The sequence below is a fragment of the Amycolatopsis sp. NPDC114504 genome (assembly GCF_055633595.1).
The window spans coordinates 896,410-919,165 of record NZ_JBVKDU010000004.1; the positions used below are offsets into that span (position 1 = coordinate 896,410).

25 protein-coding genes are annotated in these 22,756 nt (G+C 72.1%); 8 read left to right on the forward strand and 17 right to left on the reverse strand.

From position 1 onward, the window contains the following. Window positions 1-36: 36 nt before the first annotated feature. The 4 genes from ACZ7PG_RS33740 to ACZ7PG_RS33755 are packed head-to-tail and all read left to right on the forward strand — an operon-like array spanning window position 37 to window position 4,237. Window positions 37-1,587, forward strand: coding sequence for a bifunctional aminoglycoside phosphotransferase/ATP-binding protein (locus ACZ7PG_RS33740; RefSeq protein WP_470243188.1), 1,551 nt, complete (start codon window positions 37-39; stop codon window positions 1,585-1,587). Then, the gene (locus ACZ7PG_RS33745) at window positions 1,587-2,597 is read left to right on the forward strand and encodes an Acg family FMN-binding oxidoreductase (protein ID WP_470243189.1); all 1,011 of its coding nucleotides are present in this window, start codon (window positions 1,587-1,589) and stop codon (window positions 2,595-2,597) included. The genes ACZ7PG_RS33740 and ACZ7PG_RS33745 overlap by 1 nt, the downstream gene beginning before the upstream one ends. A gap of 13 nt (window positions 2,598-2,610) precedes the next feature. Beyond that, window positions 2,611-2,853, forward strand: a complete 243-nt coding sequence (locus ACZ7PG_RS33750; protein WP_470243190.1) for an SHOCT domain-containing protein — start codon at window positions 2,611-2,613, stop codon at window positions 2,851-2,853. Between the two features lie 22 nt (window positions 2,854-2,875). Then, complete coding sequence (locus ACZ7PG_RS33755; RefSeq protein WP_470243191.1) at window positions 2,876-4,237, forward strand: wax ester/triacylglycerol synthase family O-acyltransferase; 1,362 nt, start codon at window positions 2,876-2,878, stop codon at window positions 4,235-4,237. 4 nt (window positions 4,238-4,241) lie between these two features. Here the strand turns inward: ACZ7PG_RS33755 and ACZ7PG_RS33760 are convergent, their stop codons facing one another. After that, complete coding sequence (locus ACZ7PG_RS33760) at window positions 4,242-5,798, reverse strand: WS/DGAT domain-containing protein (protein WP_470243192.1); 1,557 nt, start codon at window positions 5,796-5,798, stop codon at window positions 4,242-4,244. Window positions 5,799-5,938: 140 nt separating this feature from the next. Between ACZ7PG_RS33760 and ACZ7PG_RS33765 the strand changes: the two genes are divergently transcribed. Then, complete coding sequence (locus ACZ7PG_RS33765; RefSeq protein ID WP_470243193.1) at window positions 5,939-7,198, forward strand: NAD(P)/FAD-dependent oxidoreductase; 1,260 nt, start codon at window positions 5,939-5,941, stop codon at window positions 7,196-7,198. Window positions 7,199-7,500: 302 nt separating this feature from the next. Here ACZ7PG_RS33765 and ACZ7PG_RS33770 read toward each other — a convergent pair whose 3' ends face one another. The 9 genes from ACZ7PG_RS33770 to ACZ7PG_RS33810 form a co-directional block, all read right to left on the reverse strand. Further along, a complete protein-coding gene (locus tag ACZ7PG_RS33770) occupies window positions 7,501-8,340 on the reverse strand; it encodes a slipin family protein (protein WP_470243194.1) in 840 nt (279 codons plus the stop codon). Continuing rightward, entirely contained in the window at window positions 8,337-9,161 is an 825-nt protein-coding gene (locus ACZ7PG_RS33775; RefSeq protein WP_470243195.1) for an ATP-binding cassette domain-containing protein, read from the reverse strand. The genes ACZ7PG_RS33770 and ACZ7PG_RS33775 overlap by 4 nt, the downstream gene beginning before the upstream one ends. A gap of 7 nt (window positions 9,162-9,168) precedes the next feature. Next, on the reverse strand, window positions 9,169-9,666 hold the full coding sequence (locus tag ACZ7PG_RS33780; RefSeq protein ID WP_470243196.1) for a universal stress protein: 498 nt from the start codon (window positions 9,664-9,666) through the stop codon (window positions 9,169-9,171). Between the two features lie 73 nt (window positions 9,667-9,739). After that, window positions 9,740-10,192, reverse strand: a complete 453-nt coding sequence (locus ACZ7PG_RS33785; protein WP_470243197.1) for a hydrogenase maturation protease — start codon at window positions 10,190-10,192, stop codon at window positions 9,740-9,742. Beyond that, complete coding sequence (locus ACZ7PG_RS33790; RefSeq protein ID WP_470243198.1) at window positions 10,189-11,475, reverse strand: Ni/Fe hydrogenase subunit alpha; 1,287 nt, start codon at window positions 11,473-11,475, stop codon at window positions 10,189-10,191. The genes ACZ7PG_RS33785 and ACZ7PG_RS33790 overlap by 4 nt, the downstream gene beginning before the upstream one ends. Continuing rightward, entirely contained in the window at window positions 11,472-12,239 is a 768-nt protein-coding gene (locus ACZ7PG_RS33795; RefSeq protein ID WP_470243199.1) for an NADH-quinone oxidoreductase subunit B family protein, read from the reverse strand. Before ACZ7PG_RS33795 ends, ACZ7PG_RS33790 begins: the two co-directional genes overlap by 4 nt. 1 nt (window position 12,240) lies before the next feature. Then, window positions 12,241-13,062, reverse strand: a complete 822-nt coding sequence (locus ACZ7PG_RS33800) for an FAD/NAD(P)-binding protein (RefSeq protein ID WP_470243200.1) — start codon at window positions 13,060-13,062, stop codon at window positions 12,241-12,243. After that, window positions 13,055-13,516, reverse strand: a complete 462-nt coding sequence (locus tag ACZ7PG_RS33805; RefSeq protein WP_470243201.1) for a Crp/Fnr family transcriptional regulator — start codon at window positions 13,514-13,516, stop codon at window positions 13,055-13,057. Before ACZ7PG_RS33805 ends, ACZ7PG_RS33800 begins: the two co-directional genes overlap by 8 nt. Then, complete coding sequence (locus tag ACZ7PG_RS33810) at window positions 13,503-14,612, reverse strand: 4Fe-4S dicluster domain-containing protein (protein WP_470243202.1); 1,110 nt, start codon at window positions 14,610-14,612, stop codon at window positions 13,503-13,505. Before ACZ7PG_RS33810 ends, ACZ7PG_RS33805 begins: the two co-directional genes overlap by 14 nt. 170 nt (window positions 14,613-14,782) lie before the next feature. Here ACZ7PG_RS33810 and gap point away from each other — a divergent pair, with 170 nt between their 5' ends. Further along, window positions 14,783-15,796: a type I glyceraldehyde-3-phosphate dehydrogenase gene (gene gap, locus ACZ7PG_RS33815; RefSeq protein WP_470243203.1), complete on the forward strand. Its 1,014-nt coding sequence runs from the start codon at window positions 14,783-14,785 to the stop codon at window positions 15,794-15,796. 56 nt (window positions 15,797-15,852) lie between these two features. Here the strand turns inward: gap and ACZ7PG_RS33820 are convergent, their stop codons facing one another. The 5 genes from ACZ7PG_RS33820 to ACZ7PG_RS33840 all read right to left on the reverse strand — a co-directional run bounded on the left by ACZ7PG_RS33820 (window position 15,853) and on the right by ACZ7PG_RS33840 (window position 19,537). Continuing rightward, window positions 15,853-16,320: a DsrE/DsrF/DrsH-like family protein gene (locus tag ACZ7PG_RS33820; RefSeq protein ID WP_470243204.1), complete on the reverse strand. Its 468-nt coding sequence runs from the start codon at window positions 16,318-16,320 to the stop codon at window positions 15,853-15,855. Between the two features lie 10 nt (window positions 16,321-16,330). Further along, the gene (locus ACZ7PG_RS33825; RefSeq protein WP_470243205.1) at window positions 16,331-16,648 is read right to left on the reverse strand and encodes a TusE/DsrC/DsvC family sulfur relay protein; all 318 of its coding nucleotides are present in this window, start codon (window positions 16,646-16,648) and stop codon (window positions 16,331-16,333) included. Between the two features lie 7 nt (window positions 16,649-16,655). Then, complete coding sequence (sqr, locus tag ACZ7PG_RS33830) at window positions 16,656-17,900, reverse strand: type III sulfide quinone reductase, selenoprotein subtype (RefSeq protein WP_470243206.1); 1,245 nt, start codon at window positions 17,898-17,900, stop codon at window positions 16,656-16,658. Between the two features lie 13 nt (window positions 17,901-17,913). Further along, window positions 17,914-18,576, reverse strand: coding sequence for a CBS domain-containing protein (locus ACZ7PG_RS33835; protein WP_470243207.1), 663 nt, complete (start codon window positions 18,574-18,576; stop codon window positions 17,914-17,916). Between the two features lie 112 nt (window positions 18,577-18,688). After that, window positions 18,689-19,537: a universal stress protein gene (locus ACZ7PG_RS33840; protein WP_470243208.1), complete on the reverse strand. Its 849-nt coding sequence runs from the start codon at window positions 19,535-19,537 to the stop codon at window positions 18,689-18,691. A 210-nt stretch (window positions 19,538-19,747) separates the two neighbouring features. Here ACZ7PG_RS33840 and ACZ7PG_RS33845 point away from each other — a divergent pair, with 210 nt between their 5' ends. After that, on the forward strand, window positions 19,748-20,344 hold the full coding sequence (locus tag ACZ7PG_RS33845; protein WP_470243209.1) for a DoxX family membrane protein: 597 nt from the start codon (window positions 19,748-19,750) through the stop codon (window positions 20,342-20,344). Window positions 20,345-20,417: 73 nt separating this feature from the next. Then, window positions 20,418-21,455 (forward strand): zinc-dependent alcohol dehydrogenase family protein, encoded by a 1,038-nt coding sequence (locus tag ACZ7PG_RS33850; RefSeq protein ID WP_470243210.1) that lies wholly within the window; start codon window positions 20,418-20,420, stop codon window positions 21,453-21,455. A 56-nt stretch (window positions 21,456-21,511) separates the two neighbouring features. On the opposite strand, the gene ACZ7PG_RS33855 is transcribed toward ACZ7PG_RS33850, so the two are convergent. Together ACZ7PG_RS33855 and ACZ7PG_RS33860 are read right to left on the reverse strand one after the other, a co-directional pair. Next, on the reverse strand, window positions 21,512-22,210 hold the full coding sequence (locus tag ACZ7PG_RS33855; protein WP_470243211.1) for a CBS domain-containing protein: 699 nt from the start codon (window positions 22,208-22,210) through the stop codon (window positions 21,512-21,514). 11 nt (window positions 22,211-22,221) lie between these two features. Next, window positions 22,222-22,734, reverse strand: a complete 513-nt coding sequence (locus ACZ7PG_RS33860) for a universal stress protein (RefSeq protein ID WP_470243212.1) — start codon at window positions 22,732-22,734, stop codon at window positions 22,222-22,224. Window positions 22,735-22,756: the final 22 nt, after the last annotated feature.

Here is a 22,756-nt window from a genome sequence, read left to right on the forward strand (position 1 = left end):
CGGTGCACGACCAGGGCCGAGGCCGATGCTCGGGGCATGAACGGACCCTGGGCCGATGTGCACGAAACCCACATCGGCGCGGTCTTCCTCGTCGGGGACCTCGCCTACAAGCTGAAGAAGCCCGTCGACCTCGGCTTCCTGGACTTCTCGACGCGAGAAGCCCGCGAACGGGTGTGCCACCGGGAGGTGGAGCTGAACCGGCGGCTGGCGCCGGACGTCTACCTCGGCGTCGCCGACGTCACCGGTCCGGACGGCGAGCCGTGCGACCACCTGGTCGTCATGCGCCGGATGCCCGAGGACCGGCGAATGTCCACTTTGGTCCGTCGGCGGGCACCGCTGCACGTGACGGTCCGGCGGCTGGCCCGGCAGCTCGCCGCCTTCCACTCCCGGGCCGCGCGCGGGCCGGAGATCGACGCCGACGAGACCCGCGACGCCGTCCGCGGCCGGTGGCGGGACAGCTTCGAGCAGGTCCGGCCGTTCCACGGTGACGTCCTCGATCCGGCCACCGCCCTCGAGATCGAGGCTCTCGCCGAGGAGTTCCTGGCCGGCCGGGAGCCGCTGTTCGACCGGCGGATCGCCGAGGGGCACGTCGTCGACGGGCACGGCGACCTGCTCGCCGACGACGTCTTCTGCCTCGACGACGGCCCCCGCGTGCTGGACTGCCTGGAGTTCGACGACCACCTCCGGCACGTCGACGTCCTCGACGACATCGCGTTCCTCGCCATGGACCTGGAACGCCTCGACGCGCCGGAACTGGGTGAACAGCTCTTGGCCGACTACCGCGAGTTCACCGGCGACCCCGCTCCCCCGGCGCTGGTGCACCACTACCTCGCCTACCGCGCGTTCGTCCGGGTCAAGGTGGCCTGCCTGCGCCACGCCCAGGGCGACGCCGACGCGGCCGCGCTGGCCCGGGAGTACGCCGATCTCGCGATCTGGCACTTGCGGCTGGGCCGGGTACGGCTGCTCCTCGTGGGCGGGGAACCCGGCACGGGGAAGTCCACGATCGCCGCCGGGCTGGCCGACCGGACCGGTGCCACGCTGCTGCAGTCGGACCGGCTGCGCAAGGAGCTGGCCGGGCTCGCCCCGGTCCGGCGGCCCGCGGAGGGGTATCGGCAGGGCCTCTACGACGTCGCCCACACGGACGCGACCTACGCGGAGCTCGTGCGCCGGGCTGGCGAACTGCTGGCCCTCGGCGAGACCGTGGTGCTGGACGCGTCCTGGACCGCCGCCCGGCACCGCGCGCTCGCCGCCGGTGTGGCCGAGCGGACGGACAGCCCGCTCCTGGCCGTGCGGTGCCACGTCCCCGAAGAGACCGCGGCGCGCCGGATCACGACCCGGACCGGCGCCCTGTCCGACGCCACTCCGGAGATCGCGCACCGGATGGCCACGGACTCCGACCCGTGGCCCGAGGCGCACCCGCTGCCGACGACCGGCAGCCCGGCCGACTCTCTCGCGCGGGCGATCGCTTCGCTGGTGCCCGAGCACCCAAAGTCCCTCGGGCAGAGGCACTCCGGCCCTCCCGGCGACCGGAGCCGCGGTGCGAAGGTCGAAGCCGATGACACCCCCGATCCCGAGGCAGGCCGATGATGGAGCGAGGACTTCCGGACGACTTCACCGTCAAGACCGCGGTGGCGATGGCGGTCCGTGCGCCGTCGGTGCACAACTCCCAGCCCTGGTACTGGCGCATCGGGCACAGCTCTCTGCACCTCTACGCCGACCGGGACCGGCTGCTGCGGGAAACCGACCCGGACGGCCGGGACCTGATTCTCAGTTGCGGCGCGGCGCTGCACCACCTCCGGGTGGGCTTCGCCGCCCTCGGCTGGGGCGCCGAAGTCCACCGGCTGCCGAACCCGGACGAGCCCGACCACCTGGCCGCGATCACGCTGCACCGGCACGACCCGGAGAACGACGAGATCGCGATGGCGGCGGCAATCCCGCGCCGGCGCACCGACCGCCGCCGGCACAGCTCGTGGACCGTGCCGCGCGGGCACGTCGAGGCGATGGCCAAGGCCGCGGCGTCGGAAGGCACCGTGCTTCAGGTCGCCGAGAACTCGGCGCGCTACTACCTGGGGACGGCCATCGAAGAGGCTTCGCGTCGCCACGCCGCCGACCCGGCCTACCGCACCGAGCTGGCGGCCTGGAGCGGCCGTCATCTCTCGCCGGACGGCGTGCCCGCGCGCAACACCCCGGCGCCCGACGACACGCCGGGCGCGCTGCGGGCCAGGCCGTTCGCCGACCCTCTCCTCGTCCAGCCGCCCGATGCCAAGGCCGAAGACGACGAGACGGTGCTGCTGGTGCTGAGCACCGCGTCGGACGACCGGATGTCGCGACTGCGCGCCGGTGAGGCGACCAGCGCCGTGCTGCTGACGGCGAACGCCTTCGGCCTGTCGTCGTGCCCGCTCACCGAGCCGCTGGAGCTGCGCGACGTCCGCGAGTCCGTGACCGAGCGCGTCACCGGCGGGTCGTTCCCGCAGATGGTGCTGCGCATCGGCTGGGCGCCGGCCAACGCCGACCCGCTGCCCGCGACACCGCGCCGCGAACTCGCCGACGTCCTGCAGCCGCTGGAAGCTCCCCCGAAGCATTTCCAGGCTCACTAGGAAAGGAGTCGTCATGCCGTATTGGTGGCACAACCCCGGAATGATGGGCTGGGCCGGCGGCATCGGCATGCTCGTGCTGATGGCGCTGGTGCTCGCCGCGGTCATCACGCTCGCCGTCGTGCTGGCCCGGCGGGGGCCGCAGGCCCCGAACCCGGCCGACACCGCCCGGCGGATCCTCGACGAACGGTTCGCCCGCGGCGAGATCGACCAAGAGGAGTACGAACGCCGTCGCGACGCCCTGGCGCGGGCGGGCTGACATCACCCACGGAGAGGACGTCATGGACCGGCTCAGCCCGCTCGACGCGGCCTTCCTCCAGATCGAGGACGAAGACCCCAGCTCGTCCCTGGCCATCGCCTCGGTGGCGATCGCCGAAGGACCAGCGCCCGCTCAGGACGAGTTCGAGGTGGCCGTGCTGGCGCGGCTGGCCGGGATCCGGCGCTACCGCCAGAAGGTGCGCACGGTGCCGTTCGACCTCGGGCCCCCGGCCTGGGTGGACGATCCCGCCTTCGACCCGCCCGCGCACTTCGGCCGGGTCGCGCTCCCGGCGCCGCACGACCGGGCTGCGCTGTGCGAGCTGGTCGCCCTGCTGATGGGCGAACGGCTCGAGCGCGACCGGCCGCTGTGGGAGTTCTGGGTGATCGAGGACCTGCCCGACGGGCGCTGGGCGATCCTGTCGAAGGTGCACCACGCGCTGGCCGACGGGCTCGCCGCGACCCGGCTGCAGACGGTCCTGTTCGGGGACGCGCCGGCCGACCCGGATCCTCGCGTCGAGGCGCCCGACCCCGGCACGGTGAAACTGTTGCTGGAAGCCATGGGTTCTTTGGTGCGCAATCCGTGGGAGCAAGCGCGTCTGGCCGCTCGTGAACTCCTGCACCCGAACCGGTTGGCGCGCCGGGTCAGCGACGCCGCCCGCGGCCTCGCGGCGATGACCTCGGCGCTGCTGCCGGTGTCACCGACCCCGCTGACCGGATCACTCGGCCGCGATCGGCACTACGCGACCGCTTCCGTGCCGCTGGCCGAGATCAAGGCCGTGGCGCGAGCCTACGACGTCACGGTGAACGACGTCCTGCTGGCCGCGGTCACCGCCGGGTTCCGCGAGCTGCTGCTGCACCGCGGGGAAACACCGGCCGCCGACAGTGTGCGGTCCCTGGTGCCGGTGTCCGTGCGGATCGGGACCGCCCTGGACAACGAGGTCTCCCTGCTCCTGCCGCTGCTCCCGGTCGACCTGGCCGATCCGGCCCAGCGCCTGGTGCGGGTGCGCCACCGCCTGGGCGCGCTGAAGGCAGGCCAGGAAGCCGCCGCCGGCGCGCTGCTCACCGCGACGGCCGCGCACGAGCCGTTCGCCCCCGTGGCGTGGGCGATCCGGGCGGCCGCCCACCTGCCGCAGCGCAACATCGTCACGGTGACGACGAACGTGCGCGGGCCGGCCGAACCGCTGTCCGCGCTCGGGCGCCCCATCGTGGAGATCTTCCCGTACGTCCCGATCGCGTTGCGGGTGCGGATCGGCGTGGCGATGCTCAGCTACGCCGGGCAAGTCACGTTCGGGATCACTTCCGACGCCGACTCGATGCCGGACACGGAGGTCCTCGTCAAGGCGATCGAGCGGGAGATCCCGGCGCTGCGCGACGCGGCCCGCTGAGCCGTCAGAGTCCGCTCGGTGCCGGAACGTCGATCACCCGGCGGCTCGGCCCGGCGGCCGCGGCGAACTCCGCCGCCAGCGCGTCGACCAGTGCCTCCGGGTCCGGGATCAGCTTCCGATCCGTCCCGAAGCCGAACCGCACCTCGCCGGCGTAGCTGAAGATGCAGATCGTGATCGCCTGGCGGCCGCTGCACGGTGCCCAGCCGACGATGCCCTCGACCGGTGCGCCCGCCAGGGTCATCGGCCGGCGCGGGCCCGGGACGTTCGTGAGCACCCCGACCGCCTTGCCGGCGAAGAACCGGCTGACCGGCAGGCCGAACGCCGCCGGGCTCTGCGCGATCGCGTACTGCACGCCGAAGGTCAGCACGGGCTCGTAGGAGTCACGGATCCGGGCGACCCGCCGGTGCACCTCGGCGAGGCGCTCGGCGAACGTCCGGCGTCCGAGCGGCAGCTGCGCCAGCACGAGCGAGAAGTGGTTGCCCAGGTCCGCCGGCAGCTCTTCGTCGAAGGACGAGAGGCTGACCGGGATCATCCAGCCGAGGTCGGACGGGTCGGGGCGGGCGGTGCCGTGCGCCGTGAAGTACCGGTCGAGCGCGCCCGCGACGAGCGCCGTGCAGACGTCGTTGAGCGTCGTCCCGGTTTCGTGGCCGATCCGGGCCAGTGTGAGGAGTGGGACCGGGTCTCCCCAGGCGGCGGTCTTCTCGACGCCGGGATCGCCCTCCCACAAGCCGGTGGCGGTGGACGGACCGAGCAGGTCGCCGGTGCCGGTGGCGCTGTGCCAGAGCGTCGTCGCCGCGCCGGCGACCGCGTCGACCGCGCGGCGCGGCCCGCCGCTCAACGCCGACGACACGAAGCCGGCGACGGCCCCGGTCGCGCCCACCGCCGCGCTCGCGCCGAGCACCGGCAGCGCCACCGCGGACTCCAGCACCGGGTGCACCCGGGCGGCCCGCTGCTGGGCCTTGGCGCCGGTGTCGCCGAGCGCGCGCAGCATCGCGGCGCCGAGCCGGACCACCGGCTGCGCCACGGCTTCGCGGTGCGGCGCGGCGCCACCCACTTTCGCGTGCGGCGCGGATTCACCGTCGACCGGGTCCAGGAGGCTGAACAGGACCTGCGTCAGGCGGATCCCGTCCGCCATCGCGTGGTGCGTGCGGCACACCAGCGCGCTGCCACCGCGGTAGCCCTGCAGCAGATCGATCGTCCACAGTGGACGTCGTGGGTCGAGCGGTTCGCTCCGCCGCGCGGCGACGAACTCCTGGAGGGCCGCCTGGTCCGCCGGCGCCGGGAGGTCCCGTACGACCAGGTGCTTGCCGAGGTCGAAGCCGGGATCGGTCTCCCAGGAGAGGCCGCGGCCGTGCGGCACGGCTCGCTGGAAGTACACCGGGTACCGGGCGAGCAGCCGGTCGGAGACGACCGACCGCAGCCGCGCCGGATCCACCGGCGTCCGCGTCCAGAGCACGGACGTGACGACCATGAGGTTCTCCGGCCGGTCCAGGTGCAGCCACAGGCTGTCCTGCGCGGGCATCCGGCGATGTGGTCCGGCGAGCTTTCGCGTGTTCAGCACATGCCCACTGTCCGTCCGCGCCGGATGCCAGAAAAAGGGCCGGAAGTCCTCCGCGCGCACGGCCGAGGGCCCTGCCTCGCCCATCCTTCGGGCCGCATCGTGGAGACATCGGCCGAAACTCTGGAGCATCGGAGGAATTCATGTCCCCCACCCACGTCGTCGTGCTGGGCAGCGGGTTCGCGGGGCTGGAGACCGCGTTCGCGCTGCGCGCCCTCGCGAGCCCGGACCAAGCCCGGTTGACCCTGGTCTCCGACCGGGACGACTTCCTCTTCCGGCCCGACACCGTCTACCTGCCCTTCGGCGCGGCCGAGTCGCCGCTGCACGTATCGCTGGCGAAACCGTTGCGCCGCCGGGCGATCGACCTGCGGATCGCCACGGCCGAAGGCGTCGACACCGGTCGCGGCGTCGTGCACACCTCGCGTGGCCCGGTCCCCTACGACCACCTCGTCGTCGCCACCGGGGCCGCGGTGCGGCCGGAGGAGGTGCCCGGCCTGGCCGAGTACGGTCGCCCCGTCCGGACCCCCGGGCAACTGCACGCCCTCGGCGAGGAACTGCAGTGGTGCGCGCAGAACGCGAGCCACGCCCGGCTGCAGCAGGTCCTCTTCCTGGTGCCGCCGGGCACCAGGGGCGCCGAACCGCTGTACGAGATCGCGTTGATGCTCGACACGTGGCTGCGCCGCCGCGAGGTCCGCGACAACGTCCAGCTCGCGTTCACCACGGCCGAGCACAGCTACGCATCGGCGTTCGGGCCCAAGCTGCACGACGTCGTGGCCGCGGAGTTCGCCAAGCGCGGCATCGAAGGCCACACGGGCAGGTCACCCGACAAGATCGGCGAGCTCGAGATCGCCTACACCGACGGCACCGCGCAGGAGTTCACCCTGCTCGTGGCGTACCCGCCGCACGTCGCGGCCCAGCGCTTCGACGGACTCCCGGCCGACGAGCGCGGGTTCCTCGTCTGCGAGGAGAGCACGCGCCAAGTGCTCGGGTACCCGAACGTGTACGCCCCGGGTGACGCCGGTGACTTCCCGGTCAAGCAGGACTTCCTGGCGCTGCTGCAGGCGCAGGCGGTGGGCCGCCAGATCGCGGCCGACATCGGCGTGCACCTGCCGGGCCCCGGGTTCGAGCCGGTGAGCGTCGGCGTGCTGGAGATGTTCGACAAAGCCGCCTTCGCTCAGGTGCCCCTGTCCGTCACCGGCGACCCGGCCCACCCGGTGGTCGTCGACCCGGAGCGGCTCGACGCCTACCGCGTCGGCACGTCGGCGGCCTGGCGCGTGGCCAAGAAGGCCTTCGGCACCTACGTGCGCGGCCGGTTCCGCGCCGGGTTGCCGGTGCTCACGGGCACGGGCTGGGACGCGATGGCATTCGGCCTGCGCGGGGCGACCCGCTGGCTGGCTCGGTGAGCGATCGCTTCCTGGTCCCGGCGGTGGCCGCCGCGGTCGCGGTGTACGCCGCCGGAGACCCCCTCTCCCGCCTCGCGGTACGACTGCTACATGGTCCTCTCGGCCGTCGCCTACCCCGGCCGGTTCCGCGGCTACGCGCTCGTGACGGGGGGCTTCGGCATCGCGTCTTCGCTCGCGATGCGCGGTCTCGCGCGGGACGACACGCCGTGGGCCGGCGGCTTCGACCGGATCAACGCCTACGCGTGTCGGTCGTCTCCAGGAACTCCGAGCTCCTCGAGACGACCGACTCGCGCACCACAGGGTCAGCGGGGTGCCGGAACCGTGGGTTCGCCGTTGGGCACCACCCTGGCGGCGACGTCGCCCGCGGCGGAAGCGGGAACGGCCGCGGCCGCCTCGCGGGCCAGGAACGTGCCCAGCTCGCCGATCGTGCTCATCAGCGGTGCCGGGAACACCACCGTGCTGTTGTGGTCGACGCCGATCTCCATCAGCGTCTGCAGGTTGCGCAGCTGCAACGCCAGCGGGTGCGCCATCATCGTGTCCGATGCCGCGCCGAGCGCCGCCGCGGCCTGGGCTTCGCCTTCCGCGTTGATGATCTTGGCTCGCTTCTCCCGCTCGGCCTCGGCCTGCTTGGCCATGGCCCGCTTCATCGTCTCCGGCAGCTGGATGTCCTTCAGCTCCACCAGGGTCACGTCGACGCCCCAATCGGAGGTCGTCACGTCGAGGATCTGCCGGATGTCGGAGTTGATCTTGTCGGTCTCCGCCAGCGTCTCGTCGAGGGTGTGCTGGCCGACGACCTTCCGCAGCGTCGTCTGGGCGATCTGGTCGATCGCCGCGTGGACGTTCTCGATCGCGACCACCGACTTCGTCGCGTCCACGACGCGGAAGTAGGCGACCGCCGAGACGTCGACGCTCACGTTGTCGCGCGTGATGATGCCCTGCGACTGGATCGGCATCGTGACGATGCGCAGGGACACCCGGCGCAGCACGTCGACCACCGGGATGATGAACCGCAGCCCCGGCTCGCGGACCCCGACGACCCGGCCCAGCCGGAACAGCACCCCCTTCTCGTACTGCTTGACGATCCGGATCGACAGCGCCAGCACGACGATGACGACCGCGGCGACGATCAGCCAGCCGGTCATGACGCGACTCCCTTCGTTCGGGTCGGGTCGCCCCAGCGGTCGGAGCGGCCCGCGGTCATCAGGTCGACGACCGTTTCCTTGGTCAGCTCGCCGGTGGCGAACACGCCCGCCAGCCGGCCGAGGTACAGCACCGCGATGCGGTCGGCCACGTCGAAGACGTCGTTCATGTTGTGCGACACGACGACCACCCCGAGGCCGCGATCGGCCAGCCGGCCGACGAGCTGCAGCACGACCTCGGTCTGCTGCACTCCCAGCGCCGCGGTCGGCTCGTCCATGATCACCAGCTTCGAGTGCCACAGCACGGCCTTGGCGATCGCCACCGCCTGCCGCTGACCGCCGGACAACGACCCGACGGGCTGGCGGACCGACGTCACCGTCGTCACGCCCAGGCTGTGCAGGGTCTCCTTCGCGGCCAGCTCCATGGCGTCCTCGTCGAGGGTCACGTGGTGCAGCTTTTCCCGGCCCAGGAACATGTTCTGCACAACGTCCAGGTTGTCGCGGAGCGCGAGGTCCTGGTAGACGGTCTCGATCCCGAGCGCGGCGGCGTCGCGCGGGCTGCGGATGCGCACTTCCCGGCCCTGCCACATGAACTCCCCGGCGTCCGGCACGTGGATCCCGGCGATGCACTTGATCAGCACGGACTTGCCCGCGCCGTTGTCGCCGACCAGCGCGGTCACCTGCCCGGCCGGGATGTCCAGGTCGACTCCGGCCAGGGCCTGCACCGGGCCGAACCGCTTGGTGACGCCCCGGACGCGCAGCAACGGCGTCCCGGCCGGCTCGGCGGACGACAGGTCGGCGGGTCGCTCGGCGGTGGCGGTCACGGCGGGGTCAGGCCTTTCCCGGGGTGACCTCGGCCAGCCGCCGGCCCAGCGGCCTTTCCGCCGTCCGGGCCGGCGGCGGGATCACGGCCACCGGGCAGGTCGCGTGCCGCAGGCAGGCGCTGCTCACCGAGCCGGCGAGTGCCGCGCGCAGCTTGCCCTTGCCGTGCGAGCCGACCACCAGCATGGTCGCGTCCTTCGCCCGGTCGACCAGGATCCCGGCGGGATCACCGTCCGGCACCGAGCACCGCGCGGTCACGCCGGTGAGGTCCTTGGTCACCGCGGCGACCAGCTTCTCGAGTTCGTGGAAGTGCACCCGCCTGGCCTCTTCGAGACTGCGGTTCACCGACGCCTCGTCGAGCATCTCGTCGTGCATCCACACCGTCATGACGTCCAGTTCGGCGCCGGTGGCCGCCGCTTGCCCGGCCGCCCAGACGAGAGCTGCCGTGCCCGCATCCGACCCGTCGACGCCGACCACGATCCGGCTCTTCGCGGTTGCTTCCGTCATCGCTGCTCCGTTCGGTCACAGTCCCCTCCGGCTTCCAGCGAACTCGCCCGGGACGTGCAGCGAAGCAGGAGTTCTACCCGACCTGCGAGGACCAAAGGCCTTCCGCGAGCACGGCCCGCACCGCGGCCGGAAGCACCGCGGCGACCGGGGCCGAAAGCCCCTGTCCCGCACCGAAATCCCGCCCCGTGACGCCGAGCACCACGAGCCGCCGCGGCAGCCGGCCGAGCACCGCGCCCAGCCGCGCGGCCGCCGCGACGTCGAGGGTGTGGCCGCCCCGCCCGGCACCGCCGGGCCAGCCGCCCTCGCCGGCGAACCGGATGATCTCGCCCGCCGCGAAGGGACCGCGCACGGCATCGACGAGCACCGCGAGCCCAGCACCCGCCCAGGCCTCGACCAGGTCCGCCGGGTCCGCGATCCGCGGCACGGCCCGCACCCCGGGCAGGGGCGGGAGGGCGGCGACGACGGCCGGGCCGATTCCGTCGTCGCCGCACAGTGGGTTGCCCAGCCCGAGCACCACGTCCGTCATCGCCGGACGACCGTCAGGTCGAGGAAGTGGGTGGCGCAGGAGATGCAGGGGTCGTGGTTGCGGATCGCCCGCTCGCAGAACAGCGCGAGCGCGTCGTCGCCGAGGCCGAGCCGGGTGCTCGCGAGCCGGCACAGGTCGTCCTCGATCGCCGCCTGGTTCTGCGACGTCGGCGGCACGATCGCCGCCGCGGTGACCAGCCCGGCTTCGTCGAGGGTGTACCGGTGGTACAGCAGCCCGCGCGGTGCCTCGCTGACGCCGTGCCCGGTGCCCGCGTGCGGGACGACCTCGGCGCACGGCCGGTCGGGCCGCTCGTAGCCGTCGATCAGCCGCAGTGCTTCCTCGACCGCGTACACGACTTCGACGGCCCGGACCACGATGGACCGGAACGGGTTGCGGCATTCCGCGCCCAGCCCCGCCTCGGCGCCCGCTTCGCGCGCCGCCGGGCCGAGCAGCGCCGAGTTGAGCGAGTACCGGGCGAGCGGGCCGGTCAGGTACCGGCGGCCGTCGAGACTCGCGTGCAGCGCGGTGGAGTGCGGCACCTGCCGCTCGACGACGTGGTCGGGGAACTCCGCCGCGGTGAAGGTCTCCCCGGTGCTCGTGACGACGGTCCCGCGGTCGATCGGGTACCGCCCGGGCTCGCTCGCCGAAAGCAGGTCGTGGTCGGTCTCGAAGTCGGGGAAGTCGAACCCGGACACCCACCGCACCACGCCACGAGCCTGGTCCAGCGCGCCCAGCAGCCGCTCGCGCATCGGAGCGAGATCAGCCCGCGAGGGTACCGAGTAGAACCCGCCCACCCGCACGTTCACCGGGTGGATCGCCCGGCCGCCGAGCAGTTCCATCAGCGCGTTGCCGGTCTTCTTGAGCGCCAGGCCGCGTTCGAGGGCGCCGCGGTGCCCGGCCGCCATCGCGATGCCGTCCGGGTAGCCGAGGAAGTCCGGCGCGTGCAGCAGGTGGATGTGCAGGGCGTGGCTCGAGATCCACTCGCCGCAGTACACCAGGCGCCGGAGGTCCGCGAGCGGCCCGGTCAGCTCGACCCCGCACGCCGCCTCCAGCGCGTTGCACACGCTCGTCTGGTAGGCGACCGGGCAGATGCCGCAGATCCGGGACGTGATGTCCGGTGGCTCGGTCCAGGACCGGCCGCGCAGCAACGCTTCGAAGAACCGGGGCGGTTCGTAGATGTTCAGCTCGGCGGTGCGCACTCGGCCGTCCTCGACGACGAGCCGCAGCGCGCCTTCGCCTTCGACGCGGGCGATCGCGTTGACGGCCAGCCGGCGCGCGGTCACCGCCGCTCCCGGGAGACCGCGGCGAAGTCGGGCGCGGCCGCGTTGAACGTGGCGAAGACGCGGCCGATGGCGTCCTCACCCATTCCGCAGGTCCGCAGGATCGGCAGGAGGGCGGCGGTGTTCGGTTTCGCCATCGGCCCGAAGCACCCGAAGCACCCCCGGCGGTGCGCCGGGCACAGCGCACCGCACCCCGCGTGGGTGACCGGGCCGAGGCACGGTGTGCCGTCGGCGACCGTGACGCAGGTGAGGCCGCGGCGCTTGCATTCGGTGCACACGCTGGTGTCCGGCAGGTCGGGCGTGCGCCCGGCGAGGAACGCGGTGAGCGTCTCCAGCAGCTGGCCGCGGTCGATCGGACAGCCGCGCAGCTCGAAGTCCACCGGCACGTGCGCGCTGATCGGGGTCGAAGTGTCCAAGGTGGACAGGTACTCCGGGCTCGCGTAGACCGACGCGGCGAACTCGGCGACGTCCCCGAAGTTCCGCAGGGCCTGGATGCCCCCGCTGGTCGCGCACGCGCCGATCGTGATGAGCACCCGGGACTTCTCGCGGACCTCCCGGATCCGCCGTTCGTCCGCGGGTGTCGTGATCGAGCCTTCGACGAGCGAGACGTCGTAGGGACCGGGCAGCACCGCACTGGTCGCTTCGGTGAAGTAGGCGATCTTCACGCGACCGGCGAGGTCCAGGAGCTCGTCCTCGCAATCGAGCAGCGTGAGCTGGCAGCCGTCGCAGGAGGCGAACTTCCAGACGGCGAGGGTGGGCAGGCTCATGTCACAGCTCCCGGACCAGGAGGAGGGGTTCGGCCTCGGCGTAGGACACGACCGGGCCGTCGCGGCAGAGCAGCAGCGGGCCCAGCTGGCAGTGCCCGCACAGGGCCGTGCCGCACTGCATGTTCCGTTCCAGCGAGACGCGGATGTCTTCCGGCGCGAGCCCGTCGCCCAGCAGCACCCGGGCGCTGAAGCGCATCATCGGCTCCGGGCCGCAGAGGAACGCCGTCGTCCGGCCGGCTACCGGCTTCACCCGGGCCAGCGGCTCGGTGACGAAGCCGACCTCGCCCGTCCAGCCCTCGGCGGGCTGGTCGACGGTCCGGCGGACTTCGAGCGAGGTTTCCCACGCGGCGAACTCGTCGCGGTAGAGGAAGTCGCCGGGCGTGCGGGCCCCGGCGACCAGGACCACGCGGCCATAGGCGGCCCGGTCGGCGAGCACCGCCAGCACGACCGGGCGCAACGGCGCCAGCCCGACTCCCCCGGCGACGATCACGACGTCCCGGCCGCGGGCCGACTCGACGTCCCACCCGCGCCCGAACGGCCCGCGCACGCCCAGCACGGTGCCCGGCCCGGCGTCGTGCAGGGCGTGGCTCACCGCGCCGACGTCCCGGATCGTCTGTTCCAGCACACCGTCCTCGGTGCACGGATCGCCGCTGATCGAGATGGCGACCTCGCCGACACCGCGGGCGTAGAGCATCGTGAACTGCCCGGGCCGGAACCTCGGCAGGCCGCCACCGGTGGGAACGAGCCGCAACGTCGCGGTGTCCCGGGTCTGCGGCGTGCGCCGCTCGACCCGGTACGGCACCGGCAGCATCGGCTCAGTCACGACCACTCCGGTAGAGGTCGAGCAGGCGGGCCCGGGTGCCGCGCAGCCGGTGCGCCAGCACCTCGGCCATCGCGCGGGTCAGGGCGTAGCCGAACACCGGGTCCTCGTCGGCGAGGTCGCGCAGGAGGTGCCCGTCCAGCTCGGCGGCCGTCACCGTGGTGACCGCGCGGGCCCCGAAGTCCCAGCGGTACGGCGGGACGAGCCACGACCAGCCGAGCAGCTCGCCCGCCCCGAGCGTCTGCACGACGACGTCGCCGCGGCCGGGCACCGCGGTGCCGACCTCGACCCGGCCGCTCTCGAGCACCCAGAGCCGGTCGGCCGGGCGGCCTTCCTCGCACAGCCACTCGCCCGCGGCGAACGCGACTTCGCGCGTGGCGCGGGTCAGCTGGGCGGTCTCCGCGGGCGTCAGGCGCGAGAACGGGGGCAACGCGGTGAAGCGGTCAACCGCCGACACGGCCGGCTCCTTCCCCCGCGAGCCGAGCGGCTTCGGCGGTGATGTCGATCCCGGCCGGGCACCAGGCGATGCAGTGCCCGCAGCCGACGCAGCCTGACGTGCCGAACTGGTCGTGCCAGGTGCTCAGCTTGTGGCTCATCCACTGCCGGTACCGGCTGTCCCCCGATTCGCGCACGCTGCCGCCGTGCACGTAGGAGAAGTCGAGCTCGAAGCAGGACGCCCAGCGCTCGGCCCGCCCGGCGTGCTCGCCGGTCACGTCCGTGACGTCCTCGGTCGTCGTGCAGAAGCAGGTCGGGCAGACCATCGTGCAGTTGCCGCAGGTCAGACACCGGCTCGCGATCTCCGGCCAGACCGGGGACTCGCGCGAGTCCCGCAGCAGTGTCCTCAGGTCACCCGGCGGCATCGCGCGGCCCATCTTCGCCGCGGCGACCTCGACGTCCGCTCGCGCGGCGGCTACTTCGCCGTCCGCCGCTTCGCGGGTGGCGACCAGCTCGAGGATCCGGCCGCCTTCGGCCGACCCGACGTCGACGACGAACCGGTGACCGTCGTCGTCGAGCCGCTCGGTGAGGGCGAGGTCGTACCCGGCGGTCGCGCCCGGCCCGGTGCCCATCGAAGCGCAGAAGCACACCTCGCCGGGTTCGGTGCAGTTCGCCGCGATGGTGAACAGTCCCTGCCGCCGTCGCTCGAACGACCTACTCACGGCCAGGACGGTGCCGAGCACCGAGATCGCGGCCAGGTCGCAGGCACGGACGCCGAGGAACGCGTACCGCGGCACGTCTTCTTCCGCCGGGACGTACTCGCCGTCGGGGCCGCTGTGCCACAGCGCCCGGTGGGGCGGGTACAGGAAGCGTTTCCACGACTGGGGTCCCGCCGAATGGCCGAACACCGCGGCGTCCGCCCGGCGGCGCAGCCGGTACCGGCCGGGCGCGGTCTCCACGCCCCAGCCCGCCGGAAGCTCGGCCGCCGATCCCAGCTCGGCCAGCACGATCGCGTCGTCGCGGACCACCGGGCCGACGACCCGGTAGCCCTCCCCCTGCAGCACCTCGACCAGCCGGTCGAGCCCGGCGCGGTCGAGCACGCGGATTGCGGCCGCCATCGGCAGTCCCCTTTCGCCCCCTCCAGGGAAGCCGGTCCCGGTACGCGGTCCTAGGGCCGAAGGTCACCGGCCGGGGAAGTTCGGCTCTCCCGCTGGGGAACTTGGGCCCTACGACCGGCACACCCCGGCGGCCGACCATCGGATGACCAGACGAAGACAGGGAGAACCCCATGACGGTACGGCTCGGGATCAACGGCTTCGGCAGGATCGGGCGGGACATCCTCCGGTGCGTGCTGGAAACGCCGGACAGCCCCATCGAAGTGGTCGCGGTCAACGACATCACGTCGCCGGAGATGCTGGCGCACCTGCTCGCGTACGACTCCACCTACGGCCGGCTGCGCATCCCGGTCGAGGTCGTCGACGGCGAAGCCCTGCGCGTGGGCGACCACCTGATCCAGGTGACCTCCACCGCGGACCCCGCCGAACTGCCGTGGGGCGAGTACGGCGTCGACGTCGTCGTCGAGTCGACCGGCAAGTTCCGCACCCGCGAAGCCGCGGGCGTCCACCTGGCCGCGGGCGCGAAGAAGGTCGTGATCTCCGCGCCCGGCAAGGACGTCGACGCGACGATCGTGCTCGGGGTCAACGAAGACGACTACGACCCCGCGAAGCACCACATCATCTCGAACGCCTCCTGCACGACCAACTGCGTCGCACCGATGGTCAAGGTGCTGCACACGACGTTCGGCATCCGGCGCGGGCTGCTCACCACGATCCACAGCTACACCGGCGACCAGGCGCTGCTCGACCGCCCGCACAAGGACCCGCGCCGCGCCCGGTCCGCGGCGGTCAACGTGGTGCCCACCAGCACCGGCGCCGCGAAGGCGATCGGGCTGGTGCTCCCGGAGCTGGCCGGCAAGCTCGACGGCGTCGCCGTGCGCGTCCCGGTAGAAGACGGCTCGCTGACCGACCTGACGGTCGAGCTCGAGCGCCCGGTGACCGCGGAGCAGGTCAACCACGCGTTCGCCGAGGCCGCCGACGGCGACCTCAAGGGCATCCTGCGGTACACCGAAGCGCCCGTCGTGTCCCGCGACATCATCGGCGACCCGGCGTCGTGCGTGTTCGACGCGGAGCTGACGAAGGCCGATTCGCACCTGGCGAAGGTGTTCGGCTGGTACGACAACGAGTGGGGCTACGCGACCCGCACGGTGGAGCTGGTGGAGCTGATCGGGCGCTCGCTGGCGTAGTGCGCCGGGTGCCCGCCGGTGGTACGGCCCGGCGGGCACCCGTCCCCATCACCCGGTCACGTGAAGATGATCTGGCCACCCGCCGCGAGGTCGTAGAACTCGCCGACCGTGATGATCCCGTTCACCTGGTCGATGAAGTCGGACTTCTCCATCCCGAACAGGTCGACCGACGCCTGGCACGCGTAGAGCCCGGCCCCGGTGTCGGCGATCATCTCGACGAACTCCGGGATCGACGGGATGTCGAGCGCCTCCATCTTGCGCGCCATGTAGTGCGTCATCACCGACGACAGGCCGGGCAGGCCGCCCGCCCACGTCGCCAGGTGCAGGCCCGGGTTGCCGACCGTGGCGAGCTTGATGTGCTCGTGGCGGGCTTTGTGGATCGCGTCCAGACCGAAGAAGGTGAAGAACAGGTTCGCCTCGATGCCCTCGGCCCGGGCGCCGTTCGCCATGATCAGCGCCGGGTAGATCCCCTCCAAGGAACCTTTCGACACGATGATGGAGATCTTTTCGATCTTGTCGGTCATGATGCGCCTCTCAGATGCAGCCGCGTGGCTTCGGGATCCCGGCGATGCGGGCCGCCAGCTTCGCCGGCCCTTTCGGGAACAGCTGGTAGAGCTCCTTGACCGCGACCCCGGATGTCTTCCCGAGGACGCGGACCGTCGGGCCGGTCCCCTTCTCGGCGAACTCGGCGCGGACGAACTTCAGCACCTGCCAGTGCCGTTCGCCCAGCTCGCCGACACCGGCCTCGGCCGCGATCTCCGGCGCCATCTCCTCACGCCACAACGCGGGGTCGGTGAAGAAACCTTCGTCGTTCACGGGCACTTCCGTACCCGCGTACACCTTCGTGGACATGGGATTCCTATCGTTCGGCGGGTTCCGGGAAGCGCTTGCCGGCACGCGGCATCGCGCTCGACACGCCGGGCAGGTCCCGGCCGGGAAGCAGGCTGTGCCAGTACAGCCACGAGAACATCAGCTTCCCGAGGTGGTTGAGCCGCGACTCCTTGAGCAGCGGCAGCCCCGCTTCGGCCGGGTAGTGGCCGGGCAGCGGTTCGGTTTCGTAGTTGAAGTCGATGAGCAGGGCCTTGCCGAACCCGCTTTCGATGAAGCAGTTCGTGTGCCCGTCGAAGCTCGCGTCCAGCGGCCTGCCGTCCAGGAACTGGCCGACGTTGCGGGCCAGCACCTCGCCTTCGAAGTGCGTGACCGAGCCGGCCTTCGACGTCGGCACGGAGGCGGCGTCACCGAGGACGAAGATGTTGTCCTTCACCTTGGAGCGCAGGGTGTGCTCGTCGGCGCGGACGAACCCGAGCTCGTCGCCCAGCCCCGGTGACCGGTCCACATAGGACGCCCCGCCGTGCAGCGGGACGACCACCGCCTGGTCGAAGGCGATCTCGCGGCCGTCGAAGGACACCAGCCGGTTGCCGGTGCCGTCGACCTCGCCGGTGGTGAACTCGGTGACCAGCTCGACGCCCTTGGCCTCCAGGATCCCGGCGAGCGTCCGCGCGGCCACCGGCTTGGTGAACGCGGCGTCGAGCGGCGTCACGTAGGTCAGTTCGACCCGGTCGCGGATGCCGCGCTCGGTGAAGAACCAGTCGGCGAGGAAGCAGAACTCCAGCGGCGCGACCGGGCACTTCACGGGCAGGTCGATCACGTTCACCACGAGTCGGCCGCCGTCGAACGCCGCGAGCGCCGAAGCGAGGCCGACCGCACCGTCGAGGTCGTAGAACGTGTCGACGTGCGAACGCCAGCCCGGGCCGGTCAGCCCTTCGGTCTCTTCCGGCATGAGCCGGGCGCCGGTGGCGATCACGAGGACGTCGTAGCGGAGCACGGTGCCGTCGGCCAGGTGGACACGGTCGGCGTCGATGTCGACCCGCTCGACCTCGCTGCGGTGGTAGCCGATCCCGTCGGCCAGCTGCCGCGGGCGCGAGCGGACCAGGTCCTCGGCGTCGGCCATGCCGAACGGCACGAACAGCAGCCCCGGCTGGTACACGTGGTGGTCGTCCCGGTCGACGACGGTGATTTCCGCGCCGTCGCCGTAGTCGCGGCGCAGGCGGTTCGCCGCGAGGGTACCCCCGGTTCCGCCACCCAGGATGACAATGCGTTTCATCACTTCACTCCTGTCAGTGCAACTCGGCGGCCGCGCCGTCGTCTTGGGCGTACTTCAGGCGGTTCCGCACCGCGACGACGCCGGGCACCGACCCGGTCAGCCACTCGGCACGCTCCACTTCGCTGCGCCGGTCGATCACCCCGCTCAACGTCACGACGCCGTCGTCGACCTGAACGGCGACCGTCGCGGGGTCGGCCCAGATCGACCGCCGCAGCACCTCCCGCTCGACGGTCTCCTTGATCTCGTCGTCGGGCCGCAGGAAGGCGCGCAGGACGTCCCGCCGCGCGAGGACGCCGACCAGCCTCCCCGAGCCGTCGACCACGTACAGGCACCGCAGGTTCGTCTCGACCAGCCGGCGAGCCGCGCCGGTCACCGGCTCCTCCTTGGCGACCGTCGGCACGCGGCGGGTCATCAGCTCGCGCGCGGTCAGCCCCTGGGCCTTGGTCCACACCCGGCGCTTCCGGAACACCGGCTCCGGCCGGTGCGCGTCCCGGCTGTGGTGGGCCAGCAGATCCGCCTCACCGACCAACCCGATCGGCCGCCGGTGCTCGTCGATGACCGGGATCGTCGCGATGGCGTGCTCGGCCAGCAGCGAGACCAGCTCCTTGAACGGCGTCCCGGGTCCGGCGGACACCACGGGCCAGGTCATCAGGTCGGACACCAGCGGACCGCGCATGGCACACCTCCGTCGAAAGGCTTTGGCTCACAGTAGGAATGCCGTGCGGTCGGGCGCCGCGGGCGACGGTCACCGGGCAGGAGGTCTTTCGCCCCTTCGTCGATCCGCTGCGCTACTTCACCCGAGGCCGGACCACGACCACCGGGCACAGCGCGTAGGACATCAACGCCTGGCTCGTCGAACCGAGGGCCAAGCCGCCGAACCCGCCCCGGCCGCGGCTGCCGGCCACCAGCAACTGCGCGCGGTCGGCGAAGTCGAGCAACCGCTCAGCCGGGCGCCCGGTCACGACCTCACGCTCGACCACGACGTCCGGATACTTCTCCTGCCAGCCGGCCAGCCGCTGGGCCAGCAGCTCATGCCCGTACTGCTCGGCCGACTCGCCTCCGTCCCACCAGCCGTCGTGACGGCAGTGCACCGCGATCAACCGGCCGCCCCGCCAAGACGCCTCCTCGAACGCGGTCGCGATGGCCTCCTCGCTGGCCGAGCTGCCGTCGATGCCGACCACCACCGGTCCTTCGGTGGGCGGCTCTTCTTCACCTGCGTGCGGGCGGACCAGGGCCACCGGGCAGTGCGCGTGCGCGGTGAGTGCCACGGTGACCGACCCGAGCAGGATCCGGCCCAGCGGCCGCAATCCCGGCGTGCCCAGCACGAGCATCGCCGCGTCTTCGGACTCGGCGACCAGGGCGTCGGCCGGTAGTTCGGGCCGCAACACCGTCTTCACGCGCACATCCGGAACAGCGTCACGAGCCTCGGCCAGCAAAGCCCGGCTCTGCCCTGCGGCCGCTTCCAGCAGCTGCTTGTGTACCAGATCGGCCCTCGGGTAGGGCGCGGGAAGTCCCGGAAGGGCACGGACCAGCCGAAGGCCGAAATTCCGCTCCCGTGCGACGCGAGCCGCCCACCGGACCGCCGTGAGTGCTCCGGCCGAGCCGTCGATGCCGACCACGATTTCCGTGCCGCTCATCCGATTCTCCCTTCGACGCTGGAAAGTCAACCGACCGAAGCCGTCGGCGGCGCGAGGCTTCGGCCCTCGCCCAGGAGGACTTCGGTCCTCTTCCCGCGGTCCCTGTCAACCGGCGCCCAAGGGCCTCCCAGCCGGGGACCTTCGGCCCCAGAAACCGTCGGGGTACCGGAACAAACTGACCGCAGCACCGAAAAGAACGGAGGTTTCCCCATGTCCATCCGACCGGACGAGAAGAAGACCAACCAGGGTCACCGGGTCACCGAGCCGGCGCCGATCCCCGATTTCGTCGCCGGGCCCACGATCGCCGGGAGGTCATTGGCCGCCCTGCGGGTCGTCACCGGATTCGTGTTCCTGTGGGCGTTCCTGGACAAGCTGTTCGGCTTGGGTTACGCGACCCCGGCGAAGGGCGCCTGGATCAGCGGCGGGTCGCCGACCAAGGGCTTCCTGAGCGGCGTCCACGTCGGCCCGTTCGAGTCCATGTTCCACGCGTGGGCCGGCACCTGGTGGGCCGACACGCTGTTCATGCTCGGCCTGGCCGGTGTCGGCATCGCTGTCATCGCGGGCATCGGGCTGCGCCTGAGCGCGGCCGCGGGCTCGCTGATGATGCTCATGATGTGGGCCGCCGAATGGCCGTTCGCGCAGAGCATGAGCACCGGCGAGGCGACGCACTCGACTAACCCGATCGTCGACTACCACATCATCTACGCGCTGATCCTCATCGCGCTGGCCGCCGCGTCGGCCGGGAACACGTGGGGACTCGGCCGCCGCTGGGCCGAGCTCGTCGGCGACCGCAAGTGGCTGCGCTGAAAGCGATCCGTTCCACGGGCGCCCGCCGACCGGCGGGCGCCCTTTCGGCTGTCCCGACGACGAAGGAGACCAAATGAAGGCACTCGTGTACGACGGCCCCGGCCGGCGCAGCTGGACCGACCACGCCGACCCCGAGCTCACGGCCCCGACCGACGCGATCATCCGGGTCGACGCGGTCACCATCTGCGGCACCGACCTGCACATCCTCAAGGGTGACGTCCCGGAGGTCGAGCGCGGCCGGATCCTCGGCCACGAAGCGGTCGGCACGATCGTCGCGGCCGGGTCCGCCGTCACCGCCGTCAAGCCCGGCGACCGGGTCCTGGTTTCCTGCATCTCCGCGTGCGGCCGGTGCGAGTACTGCCGGACCGCCTCCTACGGCCAGTGCCTCGGCGGCGGTGGCTGGATCCTCGGGCACACGACCGACGGAGTCCAGGCCGAATACGCGCGCGTCCCGTTCGCCGACACGTCGACGTACGTGCTGCCGTCCGGGGTCAGTGACGAGTCCGCGCTCATGCTGGCCGACATCGTGCCGACGTCGTACGAGGTCGGCGTCCGCAACGGCGGCGTCAAGCCGGGCGACATCGCGGTGATCGTCGGCGCCGGGCCGATCGGGCTGGCCGCGATCACCAACGCCCAGCTGTTCTCCCCCAGCACGATCATCGTGGTCGACAAGGAACCGGCCCGCCTCGACGCGGCGAAGTCGTTCGGCGCCGACCTGATGGTGCGGCCGCACGAAGCGGCGGCCGCGGTGGCCGAGGCGAGCGGCGGGCTCGGCGCCGACGTCGCGATCGAGGCGGTCGGTGTCCCGGAGACGTTCGAGCTGTGCACGAAGCTGGTCCGCCCGGGCGGGCACGTCGCGAACGTCGGCGTGCACGGCGCGCCGGCCACCCTGCACCTCGAGGAACTGTGGATCAAGAACGTCACGATCACGACCGGGCTGGTCGACACGTCCAGCACACCGATGCTGCTGCGCATGCTCGCGGCCGGCCGGCTGGAGACGAGCCGGTTCGTCACCCATCGGTTCGGCCTGGACGAGATGGACGAGGCCTATGACGTCTTCGCCCACCCGCAGGACAGCAATGCGCTGAAGGTCGCGCTGTTCCGCAGCTGAGCACGTCGAAGGGGCCACCGTCCGGTTCGGACGGTGGCCCCTTTCGCCGCGGAGCTTCAGTTGTGCGGCTTGTGCGGGCTCAGCACCCCGACCTGCCCCGGCGGCATCGGCGACACACCGCGGTCGTCGAAGTGCCCTCGCAGGGTTTGCCGCACCTCGACCACGCCGTCGACCCGGCGGATCAGCGCGACGATCACCGGGACCATGCTCTCCCGCTCGACCGTGCCGTTGAGCGTCACGATGCCGTTGTGCACCGCGATGTACAGCGCGGACGGGTCGAGTGCCATGTCACGCAGGAGCACCTCGTCACGGACCTCGTCACGGATCTCCTGGTCGGTGCGCAAGAACACCCGCAGCAGGTCCGACCGGGAGACGACGCCGACCAGCTTCCCGGCGTCGTCCACGACGGGCAAGCGGTGGAAGTGGTGCTCCTCCAGCAGTTTCGCGGCGACGGCGACGTCGTCACCGGTCCGCACGACCACCGCCGGGCTGGTCATCAGGTCGGCGACGAACGCCGCCCCGGCCTTCCGCTTCGCCTGGCGCGAGCCGGGCTTGAGCAGACCGTGCGGGGCCTCGTGCTCGAGCAGGTCACCCTGCGACACGACACCGAGCACCTGTCCGTCTTCGTCCACGACCGGCGCACCGCTGATGTTCCACGAGGCCAGCAGGACGGCGACAGCCTTGAACGGCGTGTCCGGCCCGACGGTGGCGACGTCGGTCGTCATGACCGAACCCACCTTGCGGCGACTGGGCATCTTGATCTCCTTCACAGCAGCGGCCCGGGGTAGTAGGTGCCCACGGGCTCCGCGGCCGGAGCCTTCTCCTTTTCCGGCTCCGGAACGGTCCGCGCCGGGATCACCACCACGGGGCAGCTCGCTTCGCGCAGGCAGTGCTCGGCGACCGAGCCGACGAGCAGCTTCAGCAGCCGGCCGCGGCCGTGGCTGCCGAGCACGAGCATCGCCGCGGTCTTCGACGCCTCCTCCAGCGCCACCGTGGCCGAGTGCTCGACCAGCTCGGCCCGGATGACGACGCCCGGGTGCTCGGTCCGCACCTCGCCGAGGACGTCGTCGAGCTGCTTCCGCTCCCGTTCGGCGACCGTCTGCGGCGTCCCGGCGACCGCCGCGCCGAGGTCGTAGACCGGCTCGAACGTCCAAGCCCGCAGCGCGACGACCTGACGGCCGCTTTCCGCGGCTTCCGCCGCCGCCCAGCGCAGGGCGGCCACGCTGACCGCCGAATGGTCGACACCGACGACGATGTCGCCCTGGTTTGCCGTGGTCATTTCGGTTTCACCTTCCTCTGTC